General features: G+C 66.3%; 18 protein-coding genes. 11 read left to right on the top strand and 7 right to left on the bottom strand.

The genetic code is table 11. From position 1 onward, the window contains the following. Nucleotides 1–151 precede the first annotated feature (151 nt). Genes B0E41_RS11190 through B0E41_RS11155 form a run of 8 tightly spaced genes read left to right on the top strand, consistent with a single transcriptional unit; the run spans nucleotide 152 to nucleotide 7,625 of the window. Nucleotides 152–1,048 carry a GNAT family N-acetyltransferase gene (locus B0E41_RS11190; RefSeq protein WP_077331373.1) on the top strand — a complete coding sequence of 299 codons (897 nt, stop codon included), beginning with the start codon at nucleotides 152–154 and terminating at the stop codon, nucleotides 1,046–1,048. A gap of 59 nt (nucleotides 1,049–1,107) precedes the next feature. Further along, a complete protein-coding gene (locus tag B0E41_RS11185; protein WP_077331229.1) occupies nucleotides 1,108–1,416 on the top strand; it encodes a (2Fe-2S)-binding protein in 309 nt (102 codons plus the stop codon). Beyond that, the gene (locus B0E41_RS11180) at nucleotides 1,398–2,774 is read left to right on the top strand and encodes an FAD/NAD(P)-binding oxidoreductase (RefSeq protein ID WP_077331228.1); all 1,377 of its coding nucleotides are present in this window, start codon (nucleotides 1,398–1,400) and stop codon (nucleotides 2,772–2,774) included. The genes B0E41_RS11185 and B0E41_RS11180 overlap by 19 nt, the downstream gene beginning before the upstream one ends. After that, nucleotides 2,771–3,916 (top strand): FAD-binding oxidoreductase, encoded by a 1,146-nt coding sequence (locus tag B0E41_RS11175; RefSeq protein ID WP_077331227.1) that lies wholly within the window; start codon nucleotides 2,771–2,773, stop codon nucleotides 3,914–3,916. Before B0E41_RS11180 ends, B0E41_RS11175 begins: the two co-directional genes overlap by 4 nt. A gap of 31 nt (nucleotides 3,917–3,947) precedes the next feature. Next, a complete protein-coding gene (locus B0E41_RS11170; RefSeq protein ID WP_077331226.1) occupies nucleotides 3,948–4,703 on the top strand; it encodes a cupin domain-containing protein in 756 nt (251 codons plus the stop codon). Continuing rightward, the gene (locus B0E41_RS11165) at nucleotides 4,703–5,635 is read left to right on the top strand and encodes a glyoxylate/hydroxypyruvate reductase A (protein WP_216350750.1); all 933 of its coding nucleotides are present in this window, start codon (nucleotides 4,703–4,705) and stop codon (nucleotides 5,633–5,635) included. The genes B0E41_RS11170 and B0E41_RS11165 overlap by 1 nt, the downstream gene beginning before the upstream one ends. 17 nt (nucleotides 5,636–5,652) lie before the next feature. Continuing rightward, a complete protein-coding gene (locus tag B0E41_RS11160; protein ID WP_077331225.1) occupies nucleotides 5,653–6,645 on the top strand; it encodes an ornithine cyclodeaminase family protein in 993 nt (330 codons plus the stop codon). Beyond that, a complete protein-coding gene (locus tag B0E41_RS11155) occupies nucleotides 6,642–7,625 on the top strand; it encodes a threonine/serine dehydratase (RefSeq protein WP_253194790.1) in 984 nt (327 codons plus the stop codon). The genes B0E41_RS11160 and B0E41_RS11155 overlap by 4 nt, the downstream gene beginning before the upstream one ends. Nucleotides 7,626–7,743: 118 nt before the next feature. On the opposite strand, the gene B0E41_RS11150 is transcribed toward B0E41_RS11155, so the two are convergent. From B0E41_RS11150 to B0E41_RS11125, 6 genes are all read right to left on the bottom strand, one after another. Then, a complete protein-coding gene (locus B0E41_RS11150) occupies nucleotides 7,744–9,171 on the bottom strand; it encodes a cellulase family glycosylhydrolase (protein ID WP_253194788.1) in 1,428 nt (475 codons plus the stop codon). Nucleotides 9,172–9,642: 471 nt separating this feature from the next. Beyond that, nucleotides 9,643–10,968 carry an FAD-binding oxidoreductase gene (locus B0E41_RS11145; protein ID WP_077331224.1) on the bottom strand — a complete coding sequence of 442 codons (1,326 nt, stop codon included), beginning with the start codon at nucleotides 10,966–10,968 and terminating at the stop codon, nucleotides 9,643–9,645. Nucleotides 10,969–11,159: 191 nt separating this feature from the next. Next, nucleotides 11,160–11,660 carry an Lrp/AsnC family transcriptional regulator gene (locus tag B0E41_RS11140; RefSeq protein WP_077331223.1) on the bottom strand — a complete coding sequence of 167 codons (501 nt, stop codon included), beginning with the start codon at nucleotides 11,658–11,660 and terminating at the stop codon, nucleotides 11,160–11,162. A 15-nt stretch (nucleotides 11,661–11,675) separates the two neighbouring features. Continuing rightward, entirely contained in the window at nucleotides 11,676–13,034 is a 1,359-nt protein-coding gene (locus B0E41_RS11135) for an aspartate aminotransferase family protein (RefSeq protein WP_077331222.1), read from the bottom strand. Next, nucleotides 13,031–14,062 carry a phosphotransferase gene (locus B0E41_RS11130; RefSeq protein ID WP_253194786.1) on the bottom strand — a complete coding sequence of 344 codons (1,032 nt, stop codon included), beginning with the start codon at nucleotides 14,060–14,062 and terminating at the stop codon, nucleotides 13,031–13,033. The genes B0E41_RS11135 and B0E41_RS11130 overlap by 4 nt, the downstream gene beginning before the upstream one ends. Nucleotides 14,063–14,133: 71 nt before the next feature. Further along, complete coding sequence (locus B0E41_RS11125) at nucleotides 14,134–14,799, bottom strand: haloacid dehalogenase type II (RefSeq protein ID WP_077331221.1); 666 nt, start codon at nucleotides 14,797–14,799, stop codon at nucleotides 14,134–14,136. 355 nt (nucleotides 14,800–15,154) lie between these two features. Between B0E41_RS11125 and B0E41_RS11120 the strand changes: the two genes are divergently transcribed. The 3 genes from B0E41_RS11120 to B0E41_RS11105 all read left to right on the top strand — a co-directional run bounded on the left by B0E41_RS11120 (nucleotide 15,155) and on the right by B0E41_RS11105 (nucleotide 18,452). Further along, nucleotides 15,155–16,558, top strand: a complete 1,404-nt coding sequence (locus B0E41_RS11120; protein WP_077331220.1) for an aspartate aminotransferase family protein — start codon at nucleotides 15,155–15,157, stop codon at nucleotides 16,556–16,558. Nucleotides 16,559–16,636: 78 nt separating this feature from the next. Beyond that, the gene (locus B0E41_RS11115) at nucleotides 16,637–17,131 is read left to right on the top strand and encodes an Lrp/AsnC family transcriptional regulator (RefSeq protein ID WP_077331219.1); all 495 of its coding nucleotides are present in this window, start codon (nucleotides 16,637–16,639) and stop codon (nucleotides 17,129–17,131) included. A 379-nt stretch (nucleotides 17,132–17,510) separates the two neighbouring features. Beyond that, on the top strand, nucleotides 17,511–18,452 hold the full coding sequence (locus tag B0E41_RS11105) for a transporter (RefSeq protein WP_253194784.1): 942 nt from the start codon (nucleotides 17,511–17,513) through the stop codon (nucleotides 18,450–18,452). Between the two features lie 2 nt (nucleotides 18,453–18,454). Here the strand turns inward: B0E41_RS11105 and B0E41_RS11100 are convergent, their stop codons facing one another. Continuing rightward, on the bottom strand, nucleotides 18,455–19,588 hold the full coding sequence (locus B0E41_RS11100) for a hypothetical protein (RefSeq protein WP_077331217.1): 1,134 nt from the start codon (nucleotides 19,586–19,588) through the stop codon (nucleotides 18,455–18,457). Nucleotides 19,589–19,664: the final 76 nt, after the last annotated feature.

Below are 19,664 nucleotides of genomic sequence, written 5' to 3'. Positions count from 1 at the left end.
GTATGAGGCCGCTGCACCGCAGCGAATTGCAAAAGGCAGGGGCCCAACAGACGAAGCTTGCAAGTTGCGGGAAAGCCCTTATTCCTGCTGGTGTCCGGCCGCAATGTCGGCCAAGATAAGCACCAATTTCATCGACCCGAGGTGGCACAACATGCGATCGAACTCCCCGTTTCCCTCTCTAGACAAGGCCCCTGCGGCCGACGACGGTGTGTTGCTGCGCCCCATGACCGACGCCGATCTGCCGCAGGCCCAGGCAATGTCAGCGGAGTTGCGCTGGCCCCATCGTCCGGTCGATTGGGAGCATGTGTTTGCGCACTCGGAAGGCATCGTCGCCGAGCGCGACGGCCAGATCATCGCCACCGCGCAGCGCTGGCGCTGGGGCGAGCGGCACGCCACACTGGGCCTGGTCATCGTCACGCCCGCGTGCCAGGGGCGCCGCATCGGTCACCGTCTCATGACGGCCCTGCTCGATGGCCTAGACCACTGCACCGCGCTGCTGCAAGCCACCACGGAGGGCCGCGGGCTGTACGAGCGGCTGGGCTTTGTGCGCACCGGCGAAATCCGCCAGCACCAGGGTGTGGCGCAACCCGCGCCGCTGATCGCGCTGCCTGAGGGATGGCGTCTGCGCCCAGCGGGTCAGAACGAGGCGCAGGCCCTGCACAAGCTGGACGAAGAAGCCCGGGGCATGCCGCGACCGGCCCTCATCGATGACTTGCTGGCTCAGGCCGAGGCCTGCGTGGTGCTGGACCACGACGGCACGCAGAAGGGCTTTGCCATCCTGCGCCGCTTTGGACGCGGGCACGTCATTGGTCCCGTGATCGCGCCCGATGCCGAAAGCGCCAAGGCACTGATCGCCCACCTGGCGGGCACCAACGCCGGGCGCTTCACCCGCATCGACATCGACTTCGATGCCGGCCTGACCGAGTGGCTGGAGAGCCTGGGCCTGCTGCGTGTGGACGCTGCCACCACCATGGTGCGTGGCGCGCCACTGCAGCACCCTGAAGGCGCTCCCCGGCTGTTTGCCATCGTTTCGCAGGCCATCTGCTGAACGATCACCGACCCCAGCGACCTGCTGTGACCGCGGCAGGCAACCAGGAGACATGACACATGAGCCAACGATTTGTCCGTCTGGCGGAAACGGCCCGCGAGCGGGTGCCCATCGTGATCGATGGGCATGCTGTGGACGCGCTGGCCGGCGACACGCTGATGGTCGCTCTGCTCAACAACGTGCGCCACCTGCGCGAATCTGAGTTCGGCGACGGCAAACGCGCCGGCTTCTGCCTGATGGGCGCCTGCCAGGACTGCTGGGTCTGGACCGCCAGCGGCGAACGCCTACGCGCCTGCACCACCGTCGTGGAAGCAGGCCTGCACATCATCACAAAGCAACCGGAGGCGACATGGCCCAAGCTCGCGTGATCATCGTGGGCGCCGGGCCCTCGGGCGTGCGCTGCGCCGAGACCCTGGTGGCCGCCGGCCTGCGCCCGACCGTGGTCGACGAGGGCCGGCGCGACGGCGGCCAGATCTACCGCCGCCAGCCCGACAACTTCACCCGCCCCTACGCCAAGCTGTACGGCACCGAGGCGCCTCGCGCGCAGGCGCTGCACCAGAGCTTTGACGCGCTGCGCGACAAGATTCACTACCGGCCCGAAACGCTGGCCTGGAACATCTTCGACAAGAAGCTGCATGTCGTCAGGGACGAGGTCTCAACGGCCCTGCCCTACGACGCGCTGGTGATCTGCTCCGGCGCGACCGACCGGCTGATGCCGGTCAAGGGCTGGCATTACGCCGGCACCTACAGCCTGGGCGCGTCGCAGATCGCCTTGAAGGCGCAGGCCTGTGCCATCGGGAGCCAGATTGTCTTCATGGGCACCGGCCCCCTGCTCTATCTGGTGGCCTCGCAATACATCAAGGCGGGAGCGAAGGTGACTGCCGTGCTCGACACATCACCGCTGATGCGTCGCGTGGCCGCGCTGCCCAAGCTGCTGGCACGGCCATCGGTGCTGTTCAAGGGCCTGTTCCTGGTGGCCGGTATCCAGCGTGCGGGGGTGCCGGTGCTGACCGGCATCACACCGGTCAAGATCACCGGTTCGCCGGACGACGGCGTGCAAGGCGTGGTCGTGCGCGATGCCAGTGGCCGCACGCACCGCTTCGAGTGCGATGCGGTCGCGATGGGCTACCACCTGCGGCCAGAAACCCAGCTGGCCGACCTGGCGCGCTGCGGTTTCCGCTTCGATCAGGAAACGCGCCAGTGGCTGCCCGAGGTGGACGAGGACGGACGCAGCTCGGTACCGGGTGTGTACCTGGCGGGCGACGGCACGCGCGTGCTGGGTGCCGACGCGGCCGAAATCGGTGGCCGCCTCGCGGCGATGGCCGTGCTGAAGGATGCCGGCCTGCCCGTGGATGACAAGGTACTGCAGCGCTTGCGGGCCGAGCAGACCCGCATGGAGCGCTTCCGCCAGGGCCTGGCGCAAGCCTTCCCTTGGCCAGTGCAGCAGGCGGCGCAACTGCCAGACGAAGCCATCGTCTGCCGCTGCGAAGCCATCACCGCCGGCGAACTGCGCCGCGTGGTGTGCGACATGGGCGCGCAGGAAGCAAACCGGGCCAAGGCCCTGAGCCGCGTTGGCATGGGCCGCTGCCAGGGCCGCTATTGCGGACACGCGGGAGCGGAAGTCATTGCGCACGCCGCCGGTGTTCCGGTGGAGCAGGTCGGGCGGCTGCGCGGCCAGGCGCCGGTCAAGCCGCTGTCGATGGCGGTGCGGGAGGCCGTGGAATGAGCACGGAAAAAGCAGATGTGGTCATCGTCGGCGGCGGCATCATGGGCGCCTCTGCGGCCTTCTTTTTGCGCCAGCGCGGGATGTCGGTCATCCTGCTTGAGCGGGGATTGATCGGCCAGCAGGCCAGCGGCGTCAACTTCGGCAACACCCGCCGGATGGGCCGCCCCATCGAGCAACTGCCGCTGTCCAACCGCGCTCGCGAGACCTGGCTGAAGTTCAAGGAACTGTTTGGCGCCGATGTCGAGCTCTTGCTGAACGGCCATCTGCGCCTCGGCCTCACGCCCGCGCATGAAGAACGCTTGGTCCAGTATGCGCAGGATGCGAAGGACTTCGGCATGGGCATGCAGATGTTGGGCAAGCTAACGCTGCGGGAACGCTTTCCCTACCTGGGGCCAGAAGTGACTTCGGGTTGTTATGCCCCCCATGACGGCCATGCGAACCCCCGTCTGGCGGCACCGATCATTGGCCGGGCTGCAGCGCGCGCAGGCGCACAGGTGTTTGAAAACACCGAGATCGTGGCGGTTGAAAAGGACGGCGGTGATTTCCGCGTGACCGCCACCGATGGCCGGGTTTTCCGTGCGCCCGTGGCGCTCATCACCGCCGGCGCCTGGGGCGACCGCATCAGCGCCAGCTTCGGGGAGCCGGTGCCGATGATCGTCAAAGCGCCTCAGATGTGCGTCACCGAACCGGTGCCTTACGCCATCCGGCCGACCATGGGTGCGTTGACGGACGTGCCTGAGCAGAGCGCCTACTTCCGACAGGTGGCGCGCGGCAACATCGTCATCGGCGGCGGCGGCCATGAACCGGTGGACATGGAGAACCGGCGCACCTACGTGAACCCGCGCAGAACGCTGATCAAGCTGGCGCAGGCACCGCGTGTGATCCCTGCACTCAAGCACTTGAGCATCATCCGCGTCTGGAGCGGGATCGAGGGCTACATGCAAGACAGCCGACCGGCCATGGGGCCGAGCGCTCGCGTGCCCGGCCTGTACTACGCGTTCGGCTTCTCCGGCGAAGGCTTTCAGCTGGGCCCGGGCGTGGGCGACGTGATGGCCGAACTGATCCACACCGGTGCCACGACCACCCCCATCGAGTGCTACCACATCGGGCGTTTTGCCCAGCCTGCGCTGCAGGCGGCCTAGCCTTCTTTTCTATCCCCATCGAGAACACACCATGTCGAATCTTCAGCACGCAGCGGCCATGCTGGCCAATCCGCCCTCCTTCGTGGATCTGCGCCAGTTCGCGCGCGACAAAAACCAAGGCATCGCAGTGGTCACGGCGGCCGGAGAAGACCGTTTCCTGTCCAGCCGCCGTGTCCTGGACTGGGCGCCGGGCGGCCCCGTGACCGCGGGCGTGATCGCGCTCGAAGCCGGTCAGGGCTCGGTGTCGTCCCTGCCGGCGGATGAGTTCATCCTCGTCACCGAGGGCAGCCTGACCTTGTCGCAACCGGGTGCCACGCTGACACTGGCGCCGGGCCAGAGCGCGGTGATCCAGCAGGGTGCGGCATTCGCCTGGTCGGCGCAAGGGCCGGTGTCGCTGATCTTCACGCGCTACAACCACAGCCAGCCGGGCACCGGCGCCATCGTGCCGATCCAGGCAGGGCCAGAGCTCAAGCCTTCTGGCACGCCATCGTTGGACTTGTTGACCACGCCGATGCCCTCTTGCCGGAACTTCACCGACTACGTGTCCGCTGACGGTGAATTCATGTGCGGCACCTGGGACTCCACGCCCTACGCGCGCCGCCCCTTGTTCTACCGCCACTACGAGCTGATGTACCTGCTCGAAGGCAGCGTGGACTTTGTGGATGAAACCGGCCGCAGCGGTACCTTCGCGGAAGGCGACATCTTCCTCGTCGAGCAAGGTGCCAGCTGCACCTGGGACAGCCGCGAAAACGTGACCAAGGTCTACGTGATCTACCGGCCCAAGTGATGGCCATGAGCTTTCTCTACAAATCCGACCCCGTGCGCGGTGCCCTGTGGGCTGAACGGTTTGCACAACACATGCCGGAGCTGCCGTTTCGCATCTGGCCCGACACTGGAGACACGCTAGACGTGCGCTACCTCGCCGCGTGGGAACCGCCGCCAGACCTGGCCACGCACTACCCGAATCTGGAAGTGCTGTTCTCCACCGGCGCCGGCATCGATCAGTTCGACTTCTCCTCGATCCCCGAGAATCTGCCGGTGGTGCGCATGGTGGAGTCCGGCATCGTCAACGGCATGGTCGAGTACGTGACCCTGGCCGTGCTGTCCCTGCACCGCGACTGGCACACCTACCGGCAACAACAGCAGGAAGGGCGTTGGCAGACCCACCGCGTGTATCCGGCCTCGTCGCGGCGCGTCGGTGTGCTGGGCCTGGGTGTGCTGGGCCGCGCCGTGCTGGAGCGCCTGGGCAGCTTCGGCTTTCCCTCCGCGGGCTGGAGCCGGTCGCCGCAGCAGATCGATGGCGTCGAATGCCATGCCGGCCCCGACGGCTTGCAGGCGTTTCTGGAACGCACCGACATCCTGATCTGCCTGCTGCCTCTGACCGACAGCACCTGCGGAATTTTGTCCCAATCGCTGTTCGACCAGCTGCCGCGTGGTGCCTGCCTGATCAACGTGGGCAGGGGCGCGCACCTGGTGCAGGACGATCTGCTGAAAGCCCTTGAAGCAGGCCAGCTCTCCCGCGCCGTGCTGGACGTTTGTGAACCCGAGCCGCTGCCACCAGGGCATGCGTTCTGGACCCATCCCCAGGTGGCCCTCACGCCACACATCGCCAGCATGACGCAGCCCGAAACCGCAGCCGATGCGGTCCTCGACAACTTGCGTCGGCATCAACAAGGCCTGCCGTTGATCGGGCTGGTCGACCGCACGCGGGGCTACTGAAACCCAAACCTACCACCATGAAAACACTGTTGCTGAACAAAGAGGACGTGGGCAGCCTGATCCGCATGGACGAAGTCATCGGGACGGTGGAAGAGGCCTACAAGGCCTTCAACAGCGGTCAGGTGAATCAGCCGCCCTACACCTGCATCCACCTGCCGCCGCCCCGGGGGGAGATCGATTTCAAGCTGGGTTACTGCGAAGCCAATGAAATGATTTCCATGAAGGCCTCATCCGGTGGCTTTCCCAACAACCTGGCGGAGCACGGCGTGCCCAGCGGCATGGGCACCATTTTGCTGTTCGACGCGCGAACCTGCGCCCTGGTCTGCGTCATGGACGGCAGCCTGATCACCGGCCTGCGCACCGGCGCCGCCGGCGCCGTGTCGGTCAAGGTGCTGGCCCGCCAGAACGCCCGGAAGATCACCTCCATCGGCACCGGCAACCAGGCCCGCATGCAGATCCGCGCCATCCATGAGGTGATGAAGATCGAAGAAATCCACGCCTGGGACCACCACCCCGAGAACCTCGCCCGCTACAAAGTCGACATCGAACGCGAGTTCGGCATTCCGGTGGTGATGGCCCGCTCCATGCAAGCGGCGGTGGAACAGGCAGACATCCTGATCACCACCACCCGCGGCAAAGGCTCGCTGGTGGAAGCCGCCTGGATCCAGCCCGGCACGCACATCGTGGCCATGGGCACGGACATGTATGGCAAGCAGGAACTGGAACCAGAGATTTTTCGCAACGCCAAGATCGTCAACGACTCGACCGCGCAGTGCATTGAAAAGGGCGAGACCTGGCACCCGCTGAACCAGAACATCATCACCCAGGCCGACATCCACGCGGAGATCGGCGAGATCCTGCTGGGCCAAAAGCCGGGGCGCGAGACCGATCACGAGATCACGATCTTCGACTCCACGGGCATGGCCATCCAGGACAACACCACCGCTGCCAAGATCTACCGAAATGCCATCGCCAGCCACACCGGCACCACCTTTGAGTTCATTCAATGACCATCAGCCTGCTCGACCACCCCACCCTGCAGGACATCCACCAGGCCCATGAACGGATCAAGCCCCACATCCGGCACACGCCCTTGCTGCGCGCTGAAAAGATCGAGACCAGCGTGGGCTGCCAGCTGTACCTGAAGCCCGAGACCCTGCAGATCACCGGCGCCTTCAAGATCCGGGGCGCGCTGAACAAGTCGCTGTCGCTTCCCAAAGAAGCCATTGCCAACGGCATCATCGCCACCTCGTCGGGCAACCATGCCCAGGGGCTGGCCTACGCCGCGCGGATGCTGGGTGTCAAGGCGGTGCTGGTCGTGCCCGTGACCACACCCAAGATCAAGATCGAGAACACCAAGGCGCTGGGCGCGGAAGTGGTGCTGTTCGATGGCGACACCGCCGCCCGATGGAAGCGGGTGCACGAGATCGCCGCAGAGCACCACTACGCGGTGGTGCACGCCTTTGAGGACCCGCTGGTCATGGCCGGCCAGGGCACCATCGGCCTTGAAATCCTGGAAGACCTGGCCGATGTGGACACGGTCATCATCCCCATGGGCGGCGGCGGCCTCATCTCCGGCATCGCCACCGCCATCAAGGAAACCCGGCCCTCGGTGCGCGTGATCGGCGCCGAACCCGCCCTGACACCCAAGTACTTCCACAGCCGCCTCAACCAGGAACGCACCTCGCTGCCGCTGAAGAACACCATCGCGGACGGCTTGCGCATCAGCGTGCCGGGGCAGAACCCTTATCCCATCATCGAAAAGTACGTCGACGAGATCATCCTCGTCGAGGACGAACACATCATCGCGGGCATGCGCGCGCTGGCCAAGGATGCGAAGCTGATCGCCGAGCCCGCCGCCTCCATCGGCATCGGCGCCCTGCTGGCCGGCAGCGTGAAGCTCAGGCCCGACGAAAAAGTCTGTGTGGTGCTGACCGGCGGGAACTGGGACCTGTGCGACTTGGCCGAGGTGTATGCCGGGGCTGAGTAGCGCTATGGACCCGGCCCAGTGAAGTATCAACCGTTCGCCCTGAGCCTTTCGAAGGGCTCGTGCAACGATCTGAGATCGGGCTGTGGCGCCCGTGGCGTACAAAGCCGTAGCAGCCTGCTCAACGGTTCGCACAGTAGCCGAACTGCGCAGTCGCTTGCGGTGCAAGCGTGGCGTTCCAGCTCACCCCCGAGGCGGTCAGTGTCGCCCCGGACTGCTGCCACACAGCGTTCCACAGGGTGTAGATGGCGCCTTCGATCTGCAGATTGACGCGCCAGGTTTGTGCCGTGTTGGCACCGTTGGTCACATTGACGTTGGCGCAGTAGCCGCTGCCCCAATCGTTCGTCTTGACGACGCTGGTTGAAACGCCAGGCGCAGGCGCAGGCGCAGGTGCTGGTGCTGGTGCTGGTGCTGGTGCTGGTGCTGGTGCTGGCGTTCCACTCCAGAAATTCCGCAACATCGCCAGCTTGTCTTGCCGCAGCGTGACCCAATCGTCTTGCAGGATGCCGCCGGTGTCGCCGCTGTTCGGGTTCCACGACCAGTAGAAGACGTTGGTGATGCCCTTGGTCTTGAGCCACGTGAAGAGGGCGTCCTGGAACGCCTTGTCCTTGGGATGTCCGGCGCCGTACTTGCCCCCGGTTTCGCCGATCGCCATGGCATAGCCCTGACTCGCGAACTGGCCGAAGTGCGCGTTCCAGATTGCAGGCATGTTGTTCGGGAAGTTGCCTGCGTTGAAGTAGTTCTGCACGTACACGTCGGGCCCGTAGACGTGGGGTGCGAGCACCAGACGGTTCATCGGGATGTTCAGGCCCTTGCAGGCCAGTGGCTCCAGGTTGCCGCCCCACCACCAGCCGGGCGTGGTGCTGCAGGCGCTCTGGTCGCCGATGCCTTCAACGAATACCAGCGCATTGGGGGCAATGGCCAGCACGGCCTGCGAGGCACGCTCGGCTGCGAGGTTCCAGTCGGTGGCGTTGTTGCCGAGGCCCCAGGTGGCCCGCCCGTGCGGCTCGTTCTTCAGATCCAGGCCCAGAAAATGCGCGTAGCCCTTGTAGCGCTGCGCCACCAGACGAAGGTCGGCGATCCACTGCGCCTCGGTGTAGCCGTTGACGTACCACAGCTCAGAGATCGCGTTGCAGTCGGGCCGATGGTGGTCGATCAGAAAGTACATGCCGCGCCGGTTGAGCTCGACCACCAGCTTGTCCAGTACCTGCAAGCTGTTGAGGCCTTGCAGGTCGGCATTGCGGCCGTAGTCGATCGAGTTCACCGCGTCGCCGCGCAATGCGCCGGGGCACACCGGCAGGCGCACCGCATTGAATCCGGCAGACTGCATCTGGTCGAGCATCTCTTTCCAGTTGCGCGCCCACAGGCCATGCACCACCCGGGTTTCGGTCTCGAAACCGAACCAGTTCACGCCCTTGAGCGTGACGCGTGCGCCGGCGTTGTCATATATCTGCCCACCCGACACGGAAAAGGCGTAAGCCGGATTGCACACTGCGGCGACGAGCGTGGCCATCACGGCCATGCGCGCCCAACGGGGTTTTTGCATCATGGAGATCTCCTTGGATGGTGGTTCGTCATGTACGGCCGAGTGGGGCCGACAACGCTGGCCGCAGTCGCACAAAAAGCGCCGGCCGTATGGGCGGCAGTCAGTATGTCAGGGGCCGGGGGATGTGTATGTACCTGTTCGAGGCAGTTTGTGTCATCACAGGCCCTATCACCCCGCGCGCCATGTCGACTGGGCACACCTGGCGTGATCTGGCTGCCGCTGGCGCGACCTCTCCCTACAGCGCATCGACACGTAGCTTGGCCCGGCCACCCATTGATGCGCGGTCGGCCTCAAAGGCAGCTACTCCCTGGATGGATTGTTTTACAGACTGATACCCGGTGTGCCTGTCGAAGGGTTCACCTGAGTTCGGGTGAGGGCTTCGACAAGCTCAGCCCGAACGGAACCACAGACTTCAAAGGGCCGGATCAATAGGAGGCTGCGCGCGCAGCCTCCAAGGGTGCGGACTCCGGCGCACTAAAAGTCAGCGACCTTGCCCCATGCCGAGCCGCTGAACCGTTCCGGCCGGAAGGGTGCGGGATCAAAGATCGGTGGGGCGCCGCTGGCCAGGTCCGCAATCAGGTGGCCGGCGCCAGGGCCGATGCCAAAGCCATGTCCGGAAAAGCCCGCGGCCAGGATGAAGCCGGGCACGCCCGGCACCTCGCCGATGCCGGGCACACCGTCCGGCGTGCTGTCGATGTAGCCCGCCCAGGTGTGGGTGATCTGGGCCTCGCGAAGCTGGGGCAGCAGTTCGACGGCGCGGTGGTGGATCTTCCGGATCATGGACACATCGGGCCTCGGGTCGAGGATGCGCACGCGCTCCATGGGCGTCGGCGCGTCGAGCCGCCAACGCGCCAGCGTTTCATGGCCGCCGCGAATGCCTTCCAGACCGCCCGGGCGGATGTTGCGCCAGCGCTTGGCGAACATCGGCAGGAACTGGGGCGCGAAGCGCAACAGCTGCAAGGTCGGGTCCACATGCCCACTGCCGCTGATGGCCAGTGCGTAGCGTCCGTCGCTGCGGCGCGTCACGGACACGTCCGCGCTGAACAGGGCACCCGGCAAGCGGTGTTCCACGGGCGACACGCTCAGGATGGATTGGCGGACCGTGGCCTGCGGAAACCGGATGCCCAGTTGGCGGCAGAACGAGGACGCCCAGGCGCCGCCGGCGAGCACGGCTGTCTTGGTCTTGATGACGCCTGCTTCCGTGATGACGCCGCTGACGCGCCCGCCCGCAAGCTCGATGCCACGGGCCGCGCAGTTCTGGTGGACGCTGCCACCGAGCTTGATGAGCGCGGCCGCCACCGCGGGTGCGGCCTTGCCCGGGTCGGCGGTGCCGTCGGTGGGCGAGAACACGCCGCCTTTCCAGGCGCGGCCGGTCGCCCGCCCGCGCTCGGCGGCCTCGCGAGCGCTCAGCATGTGGGTGGTCACGCCGGCGGTCTTGGCGAATTCGCCCCAGCTGGCCCAACGCGAGATCTCGGCCTCGTCGTTGCTCAGGTACAAGAGCCCGCAGCGGTTGAACCCCGTGTCTTCTCCGCTCTCAGCGGCAAACTGTTCCCACAGGTCGAGGCTCTTGCTCGCCATGGGCAGCTCGCGAGCGTCGCGGTTCTGCTGGCGGCACCAGCCCCAGTTGCGGCTGGACTGTTCGGCGCCGATCTGCCCCTTCTCAACCAGGGCGACCGACACGCCGCGCTGGGCCAGGTAGTAGGCGGTGAAGACACCGATGATGCCGCCGCCGATCACCACGACGTCGGCAGAGGCCGGCAGCGTGGTCGAGGTTTGGATGCGTTGCAGCGGAGGGGACATGGTGGATCTGTTTCGTCATTCAGGGGTGGATCACCAAAGTCTAGGCCGCATGCCCCTCTCACCCATGCCGTATTGAGGGGCTTGCGCCAAGCAGGCTGCGATTGTGTGAGGCCCTGCCAGCAGATCCTGCCGTCGTGCTTTCGGCGCGGCCTGGGCCAGGGGGCAATCAGTGGAGCCGAGCCCCACGGGCATCATTCCCAGCGCTTGCGGGTCGCGATGATGCCCAGTGGGTATTCGCGCCGGTTCAGCGGCTGACGCAGCACGATCCGGCTGGCGAAACGTTCGATGCCCATGTCGTCGTCCAGCATCTGGTCCATCAGCGCCTGGAAATAGCCGATGCCCGGTGCCACGATCTTCAGCAGGTAGTCGTAGCCGCCGCTGACGTTGTAGCACTCGACGATTTCCTCGTGCTTCGCCGCGGCTTCCTCGAACTTGCGGAAGTCGTGAGGCGTGTGGCTGCCGAGGGTGACCTCGGAGAACACGATGACGTGGTCACCCAGTTTTTCCAGTGCAACGTCGGCGCCGTAGCTGCGGATCAGCCCGACCTCTTGCATGCGCTTCGTGCGCAGCAAGCACGGGCTGGGACTGAGGCCCACGTGTTGGGCCAGATCCACGTTCGAGCAGCGGCCTTCGCGCTGAAGACGCACCAGGATCTTGAGGTCAAACCGGTCGAACGAAACTGCAGAACTCATGGCGCCATCGTACCGTCAGGCCGACCTGGGCGATGTGCGTTGCGCTTCGGCCAAGGCCTGGTCCAGCACATTGATCACCATGCCGGCCTGCTCCACCGACAGCACCAGCGGCGGACGGATCTTGAGCACGTTGTGGCCCTGGGCGCAGGCGCTGAGCAGCACGCCCTTGTCGCGCATCAGGTTGACGACCCGGCTGGTGAGGCCGCGGTCCGCGGCCCGCGTCTTGCGGTCCGACACGAGTTCGACGCCGACGAAAAGCCCTGCCCCGCGCACGTCGCCAATGGCCTCGTGCTTCGCAGCGAGCTCGGCAATGCCGTTGAGCAGCAGCTTGCCGACCGTGGCGGCATGCGGCACCAGCTGTTCCCGTTCGATGGTCTCCAGCACCGCCAGGGCCGCTGCGCACGAGACGGTGTTGCCGGCGAAGGTGTTGAAGTAACGCGAGTACTCGCCGAACTCCGCCAGGGCGTCGGCGGTGGCGAGCAGGCCGGCGATGGGCTGACCGTTGCCCATGGGCTTGCCCAGGGTGACGATGTCGGGAACCAGGCCGTGGCGCTGGAAGCCCCACATGTGCTCGCCGGTGCGGCCAAAGCCGGGCTGCACCTCGTCGGCGATGAACAGGCCGCCGGCGCGTTTGATCGCCTCGACCGCGCCCTTCAGGAAGCCCGCAGGCTCGGGCAGGATGCCGTCGCTGGTGAAGAGCGAATCGACGATCAGTGCCGCCGGTTGGATGCCGTGGCGCCGCAGGTCGGCGATGGCCGCCTCGACGTCGCGCGTGAAGCGCTCGCCCAGGTCAGCGCCTTCGGCGTGGTATTGGCGGGGCGCCGCCACCAGGCGAACGTGCGGGCCGAGATCGACGGTCGGGCCCAGCGACGGCGAGAACTGCGACACGGCGTCGGTGATGCCGTGGTAGGCGGTGTCGGTGACGATCACGCCCGTTCCCCCTGTGCGCACTTTGGCGATGCGGTAGGCCAGGTCGTTGGCCTCGCTGCCGGTGCAGGTCAGCATCAGGTGAGCCAGGTCGGTGCCGGGCACGCTGGCGAGCAGGCGCTCGGCCAGCTCAAGGATGGTGTCGTGCAGGTAGCGCGTGTTGGTCGCGAGCGTCTGCACCTGGCGGCAGATGGCCTCGGCCACCGCGGGGTGGCAGTGCCCGAGCGAGGTGACGTTGTTGTACGCGTCCAGGTAGCGGCGGCCTTGCGGGTCGATCAGCCATGCGCCTTCGCCGCGCACGATGTGCAGCGGGTGTTCGTACATCAGCCGGTAGGCCGGGCCGAGCAGCGCATTGCGCCGCGCAATCATGGCCTCGGTGGCGGGCTCGACGTTGGCACGCCCGGGAATGTAGGCGTTGACCATGTTGAAGTCGGCGGTGGTTTTCATGAAGAGGTTCCTTGGTGTGAGGGAGTCAGCAAACGGTCGCGCACTTCGTGGCGGGGAAGGTCCGCCATCTGCGAGAGCGCCTCCCAGGCCGCGGGGTTGTGGCGCATGATGTACCCCCGGTTTTCGGGGTAGCGCAGCGCGCGCCACTCCGAGATCAGGGCGGTAATGAGGTGGCGCGTCGCCATGAGGTCGCCAACGATCTCCTGCTCCGGCACGGTCAGCGGCAGCACGGCCTGGTAGGCGCCGACGAACTGCGACGGCCCTTCGAACGGGTCGGCGTTGCCGGTCATGTGAAAGGCCGCAGCGGTGGCCACCTCGCCCACCAGCGGCGCGTGCAGCATGTCGCCAAAATCGATGATGCCGGTGATGCGCGACTGGTCGTCGGGCGCGACCAGCACGTTGTAGAGGTGGTAGTCGTTGTGGATCACCTGCGCCCGGAGCGACGCAAGGCGAGGCAGCACGTGCTCGGTGAAGCGCGCCATGAACAACCGCGCCAGTGTGCGCCGTGGCCCTTCGGGCAGGCTGTCCAGTTGCACCGTGAGCCGGTGCGCGGCCGACACGTTCCACAGCAGCTCGTGCGCGGCCGCGGGGTGCGTGAAGCCTTGCAGGGCGAGGTTCAGTTCGGCGAGTGTGCGGCCCATCGCCACGCGCTGCGCGGCGGTGCGCGGCGTCTCGCGGATCTGGGTGCCCTCCAGGTAGGTGAGCATGCGCACCGACGTGCGGGCGCCGTCGGCGAGCACCACGGTGTCACGCGTCTGGCCGTCCAGCGTGCGCACCACGCGGGGCACCGGCTGGCTGGGCGATGTGCGGGCGATGTGTTCCAGCGCGGCGATCTGGAAATCGACCAGCGGCACCGGCTCGGAGGCGTTGCTGATCTTGAACACGTAGCGCGTGCCATCGGCGGTTTCCACGGCGCAGTTCTGGTCGCGCTCGCCAGCCAGCGGTTTGACGCTGCCGTCGATGCCGTAGAGGCGTGCCACCAGCGCCTGCACCTCGGCCGGCGCCAGGCTGGGCGCCGCGGTGCTCAACTCCGCAGCCTCGTTTGGGCCTTCCGGCGGCACCGCCTCGGGCGGTCCACGGTGTGCATCGGGGCTGAGCATCACAGACCCAGCAGCGCAGGCAGCTGACGCACGTCGCTCAGGCGGCTCACGCCGTATTCGGTCGACGTGGGCTCGTGACCGCGGTCGATGAAGGCCTTGGCCATGAAGCCCAGGTCGGAGGCCGTCATCAGGTCGTACCGGAAGCTCGACGAGACATGCATCATCTGTTCGGGCCCGCAGCCGAGCTGGTCGAACATGTATTCGAAGGTCTGCATGCGTGGCTTGTAGGCGCGCGCTTCCTCGGCGGTGTACACCTTGTGGAAAGGGGCCTTGAGGTGCGCGACGCTGTGGGGAATGAGGTCCACCATCGAGTTCGACAGGATCACCAGCGGCACGTGCGGCGCGATGGCTTCCAGCACTTCCACCACGTTCGGGTGCGGCTGAAAGGTCGGCACCGCAGCGTACAAAGCGACCGCATCAGAGGCCAGGCATTCGATGCCGTGCTTCTTGCAAGTGCGCTGAATGGAATTTTCCAGCACGTCGAAAAACGGCTTCCAGTCGCCCAGCACCTCGTCGAGGCGATAGGCCCGGAAACTGTCCAGGAACGCTGGCATGCGCTCGGCCGGCACACGGTCCTTGAACAGGACCTTGGCCGTCGGCCCCATCTCGAAGTTGATGAGGGTGCCGTAGCAATCGAAACTGATGAATTTGGGTTGGAATGTCATGGGTTGATCCGCTGCGTTGAGACGAAGAAAGTCTAGGTTTAACGCCACTGCAGGAGATGCCATATCGCGGTGGCCTGCACGCAGATTCGTTGTCAATCCACGGGGGTCCTGGCATTTTTTGCCAGAGCGGTTCGGGCGCGCGGCACCTCACACGGCCCAAAACCCGCCCGGATGGTCGCCACCAAACGATGTGCTGTCTGGCCACCAACAACCGCATGCTGCTGCGTGCAAACCCCTCAAAGCAGCACCATCTTGGCGGGCAATCCCCCTAACCTTGAGGTCATGAAGAGGTGCAACGGTGCAAGTCGTACCGCCCCTCGTGTCCTTGTCCCCCTGTCACCAACGGATGCCCGCCATGACCCACTCCGAAGCCCTTCCCCAGATCGCCGCGCTGGACGCGCTGGACCGCGCCCACCTCATCCACCCCGTCGCGCCCTGGCGCGTGCATGAAGAGCGTGGCCCCAACATCCTCACCGCGGCGAAAGGCGTCTGGCTCACCGACGGCAAGGGCCAACAACTGCTCGACGCCTTTGCCGGCCTGTGGTGCGTGAACGTGGGCTATGGGCAAGAGAGCGTGGTGCAAGCCGCCGCCGAACAGATGCGCCAGTTGCCCTACGCCACGGGCTACTTCCACTTCAGCAGCGAGCCCGCCATCCGCCTGGCCGCCAAGCTGGTGCAGATCACGCCCGCTTCGCTGCGGCACGTGTATCTCACGCTGGGTGGTTCGGAATCCGTGGACGCTGCGGTGCGCTTCATCGTGCAGTACCACAACGCCATCGGCAAACCGGCCAAGAAGCACTTCATTGCGCTGGAGCGCGGCTACCACGGCTCCTCGTCCACCGGCGCGGGCCTGACGGCGCTGCCCGTGTTCCACCGGGGCTTTGACCTGCCGCTGCCCACGCAGCACTACATCCCGTCGCCCAACCCCTACCGCGCCGCCAACCCGGCCGATGGGCAGGCCATCATCGACGCCTCGGTCGCCGCCCTCAAGGCCAAGGTGGCCGAGCTGGGCGCCGAGAACGTGGCCGCGTTCTTCTGCGAACCCATCCAGGGCTCGGGCGGCGTGATCGTGCCGCCCAAAGGCTGGCTCAAGGCCATGCGCGAAGCCGCCCGCGCGCTCGACATCCTGTTCGTGGTGGACGAAGTCATCACCGGCTTCGGCCGCACCGGCCCCATGTTCGCCTGCGATGCGGAAGGCGTGGAGCCCGACCTGATGACCGTGGCCAAGGGCCTGACCTCGGGCTACGTGCCCATGGGCGCCACGCTGATGAGCGACAAGGTCTACTCGGCCATCGCCGACGGTGCCCCCAAGGGAGCGCCCATTGGCCACGGCGCCACCTACTCGGCGCACCCCGTGAGCGCGGCCGTGGCCCTGGAGGTGCTGCGCCTGTACGAAGACGGCGGTGTGCTGGCCAACGGCCAGCGCGTGGCCAGCAGCTTCGGCCAGGGGCTGGACGATCTGCTGACCCACCCGCTGGTGGGCGACTCGCGCCACCGCGGCCTGCTCGGCGCGCTGGAGCTGGTGAGCAACAAGGCCACCAAGGCCGGCTTCGACGCCGCGCTGGACCTGCCCAACCGCATGGCGGCCACCGCCTACCAGAACGGTCTCATCTTCCGCGCGTTCGGCGACAACATCCTGGGCTTCGCGCCGGCCCTCACGTTCACCGAGTCGGACTTCGGCCTGATGTTCGAGCGCCTGAAAAAGACGCTCGACGATGTGCTGGCCGAGCCCGATGTGCGTGCCGCACTGAAAGACTGAACACTGGTATTCCATAGCATTCAAGCACCAGCGCAGCGGCAGAATACAAACATTCCCAACAGTCCACAGGACACCGTGATGAACGACGCCACCAAGATCGACCGCCTCGACCTGCGCATCCTGGCGCAGCTGCAGAAAAACGGGCGCATGACCAATGTGGACCTGGCCGACGCGGTGGGTCTGTCGCCCAGTCCTTGCCTCATCCGGGTCAAGCGGCTGGAACAGGCGGGCTACATCGCCGGCTACGGCGCGCACCTGCGACTGGAAAAGCTGGGCGACACGCTCACCGTGTTCACCGAAGTCACGCTGGCCGACCACCGCCGCGAGGACTTCGCCCGCTTCGAGGCGGCCATCCGCGAAGTGGACGAGGTGCTGGAATGCCACTTGGTGAGCGGAGGCTACGACTACCTTTTGCGGTTCCTGACACGGGGTGTCAACCACTACCAGGAGGTCGTTGAGGAACTGCTGGAAAGCAACATCGGGATCGCGAAGTACTTCAGCTACATCGTCATCAAGTCGCCGTTCATCAAAGCCCACTGCCCCATCGAACGGTTGTTTCCGCACCAGCGCTGACCCCGGGACAGTGGCCGCGCGGCGTCAGACGCGCTGCCCGCTGGCGGGGTCCGATCACCTCGTCCGTAGCCTCGAATCCCGCATCGTCCAACCGGAAGTGCTCCGGACGGACACCGTAGACGTGCTCGGCACCGACGTGATCACTGAGCACCGACGCGCACGGCAGCACAGGGCGGCCATTGAGCAGCAGGCCGTCGGCCTGCAAGCGCCCTTTGAGCATGTCCGTTCCCCCCAAAGGAGATACACCGGGGCCGTCGATCCCATACAAACCCCAGTCGCCACCTATCCCGTTTGGTAGGTGCCCGATGCCCTTGCGCTGCCTAACCTCTGGTCTGTGGATTTCGTCCGACCCCCACACACACCACCCAGAGGCCAGCCCATGCACCGCAAACCCGCCTTCCACTTCACCCATCCCTTGATGGCCGTCGCGCTTGCGTGCGTGGCCTCCACCGCCCAGAGCGTCGAAAACGGCGCACCCATCACGCCCATCGGCATCTTTGAATTCGGCGCGGGCACCCTGCCTCCGTCGTCGCTCGCCGCCACCGTCGGCGTGCGCGGCGCCAGCTACAGCGCCAGCCAGCTTCGCGACACCCGGGGTGAGCGGTCCCCGGTCAGCATCAAGCTCAAGGTCCAAAGCGCATCGCTGGCCATCGTCAAGACCACCGACGTTCCGCTGCTCGGTGGAACCTACGCCTTCATGGCCGTGGTGCCCTACCTGGACATGAGCAACCGGCTCACGATTCCCACGCCGGTCGGTCCGATGCCCCTCAAGGGAACCAACGCCGCCGTGGGCGACATCACCGTCGCCCCGGTGGTGGTGAAGTGGACCCCTTCACCCGGCCTGTTCGTCACTGGCCGCGTCGAACTGCAACTGCCCACCGGTTCCTACAAGGCGGACCGCCTGATCAATTCGGGCTCCAACCACTGGACCGCATCACCCGCCGTGTCCTTCACCTGGATCGGCCCCAGCGGGCTGGAAGTGTCCTCCAACATCCAGTTGAACGTCCACGGCAAGAACAAGGACACGCAGTACCGGTCGGGCATCGAGTACCAGCACGAGTTCGCCGTCGGTCAGCACGTGGGGCCCTGGACCCTCGGCGTCGGTGGCTACCTGAACCAGCAGCTCAGCGACGACAAGGTCAATGGAGCCCGCTTCCAGGACGGCAACCGCTCCCGCGTGATGGCGCTGGGCCCGGCCATCAGCTTCTTCGACCCCGGTTCGGACTGGCCGGTGTTCTGGGCGCACGTCTACAAGGAGTTCGGTGCCCGAAACCGCACCCAGGGCACACACCTCGCGGTGCGCGCGGCGTGGTCGTTCTGACCTCAACCCTGGCGAGGGACCGTCAGATGGGCCGCAGCAGACGACAGCACCAGCCGCACCAGGTCGGACTGCCGGTGCCGCCCTGTTTTGGACTGGATCTGCTTGAGCTGCACCCGTGCGGTACCCACCGAGACGCCACGCAGTTGCGCGTACGCCTCCACGGTGCTGCCGGTCGCGATGGCTCCCAGCAGTCGGGCCTCGGTCGGGGTGAGTCCGAACAGGTTCTCCAGGGCGCCGGCGGGCATTTCCAGCGCCACCGCAGCCGAGGACAGCACCAGCATCAGCGAGCCGGGATCATCGCCTGGCCGGATGGCCACATGCAAGGCCTGTGCGCCTTCGCCCAGCCGCAGATAGCCCACCCGCTGTGGTCCCGCGCGCATGGCCGCCGACAGCGCCGCCAGCAACGCCTGGGTGTCCTGGGCGATGCGTCCATACAGATGGTCTCCCTGCAGGCACAGGGCCGCGCCGGGCGCCAGCAGGGCCGTGGCCTGCCGGTTCACCCACTGCACGCGGCCGTTCTCGCTGCACAGCACGACGCCGAAACACAGGCTGTCCAGCAGGCCGCGCAAGCGCTCGTCGCGCTCCATGGACGCCTGCAGCTGGTCGGTCAGCAGAAATGCCTGCCCGATGTGCGGCGCCAGTTCGGCCAGCCGGTTGATGTGCTCGGCAGAAAAATCGCTGTCGTCATGCACCGCGCGGTGCAGGGCCAGGCCCAGGTACACGCCCCGGCCCACGTCCTGAAGGGTGCCGATGAAGCGGCCCAGGCCCAGCGTGGCCAGCCGCTGCTGCAACCGGGGACGGGCCTCGTCGTCGGGGTCGAACAGCAGCTCGTCGCTGGCCACCCGGTCCAGCCCGCGCAGCACGCGGCGCTGGTCCAGGCGCGGGTTGTCACCGGTGTTGAGATCGGGCGACTGCACCGAGGTGACCGCCTGGGTGCGCGAGTCCTGCGCGGACCACAGCACCTGCGCCTGTCCACCCTCGAAACGAAAGGCCTGCACCACGGCCGACTGGGCACCGGTGAGGCTGCACAGGCGGTCCATCGACCGCACCCACCGTGCCGGCTGCGCAGCACCGGCGTACACGTCCAGCATCAGCTCATCGGGTTTTCTCAGGAAGGCGGGTGGGGTGATCGACATGGTGCGAAAGATTAACGAGCAACCGACGCATCGCAAGGGTGGATTCCCTGCCCATGCGCTCCTTTTATCAACCTGA

The sequence above is a fragment of the Hydrogenophaga sp. A37 genome (assembly GCF_002001205.1).
In the GTDB taxonomy this organism is placed as follows: domain Bacteria; phylum Pseudomonadota; class Gammaproteobacteria; order Burkholderiales; family Burkholderiaceae_C; genus Hydrogenophaga.
This window is presented reverse-complemented; position numbering and strand designations above follow the sequence as displayed.

Excerpts from the sequence above, each read along its gene's own strand:
- B0E41_RS11165 (WP_216350750.1), top strand. The coding sequence starts at position 4,703 with ATGGCCATGAGCTTTCTCTACAAATCCGACCCCGTGCGCGGTGCCCTG.
- B0E41_RS11115 (WP_077331219.1), top strand. The coding sequence starts at position 16,637 with ATGAACGACGCCACCAAGATCGACCGCCTCGACCTGCGCATCCTGGCG.
- B0E41_RS11190 (WP_077331373.1), top strand. The coding sequence starts at position 152 with ATGCGATCGAACTCCCCGTTTCCCTCTCTAGACAAGGCCCCTGCGGCC.
- B0E41_RS11100 (WP_077331217.1), bottom strand. The coding sequence starts at position 19,588 with ATGTCGATCACCCCACCCGCCTTCCTGAGAAAACCCGATGAGCTGATG.
- B0E41_RS11140 (WP_077331223.1), bottom strand. The coding sequence starts at position 11,660 with ATGAGTTCTGCAGTTTCGTTCGACCGGTTTGACCTCAAGATCCTGGTG.
- B0E41_RS11120 (WP_077331220.1), top strand. The coding sequence starts at position 15,155 with ATGACCCACTCCGAAGCCCTTCCCCAGATCGCCGCGCTGGACGCGCTG.
- B0E41_RS11105 (WP_253194784.1), top strand. The coding sequence starts at position 17,511 with ATGCACCGCAAACCCGCCTTCCACTTCACCCATCCCTTGATGGCCGTC.
- B0E41_RS11185 (WP_077331229.1), top strand. The coding sequence starts at position 1,108 with ATGAGCCAACGATTTGTCCGTCTGGCGGAAACGGCCCGCGAGCGGGTG.
- B0E41_RS11135 (WP_077331222.1), bottom strand. The coding sequence starts at position 13,034 with ATGAAAACCACCGCCGACTTCAACATGGTCAACGCCTACATTCCCGGG.
- B0E41_RS11180 (WP_077331228.1), top strand. The coding sequence starts at position 1,398 with ATGGCCCAAGCTCGCGTGATCATCGTGGGCGCCGGGCCCTCGGGCGTG.
- B0E41_RS11170 (WP_077331226.1), top strand. The coding sequence starts at position 3,948 with ATGTCGAATCTTCAGCACGCAGCGGCCATGCTGGCCAATCCGCCCTCC.
- B0E41_RS11145 (WP_077331224.1), bottom strand. The coding sequence starts at position 10,968 with ATGTCCCCTCCGCTGCAACGCATCCAAACCTCGACCACGCTGCCGGCC.
- B0E41_RS11160 (WP_077331225.1), top strand. The coding sequence starts at position 5,653 with ATGAAAACACTGTTGCTGAACAAAGAGGACGTGGGCAGCCTGATCCGC.
- B0E41_RS11175 (WP_077331227.1), top strand. The coding sequence starts at position 2,771 with ATGAGCACGGAAAAAGCAGATGTGGTCATCGTCGGCGGCGGCATCATG.
- B0E41_RS11155 (WP_253194790.1), top strand. The coding sequence starts at position 6,642 with ATGACCATCAGCCTGCTCGACCACCCCACCCTGCAGGACATCCACCAG.
- B0E41_RS11125 (WP_077331221.1), bottom strand. The coding sequence starts at position 14,799 with ATGACATTCCAACCCAAATTCATCAGTTTCGATTGCTACGGCACCCTC.
- B0E41_RS11150 (WP_253194788.1), bottom strand. The coding sequence starts at position 9,171 with ATGATGCAAAAACCCCGTTGGGCGCGCATGGCCGTGATGGCCACGCTC.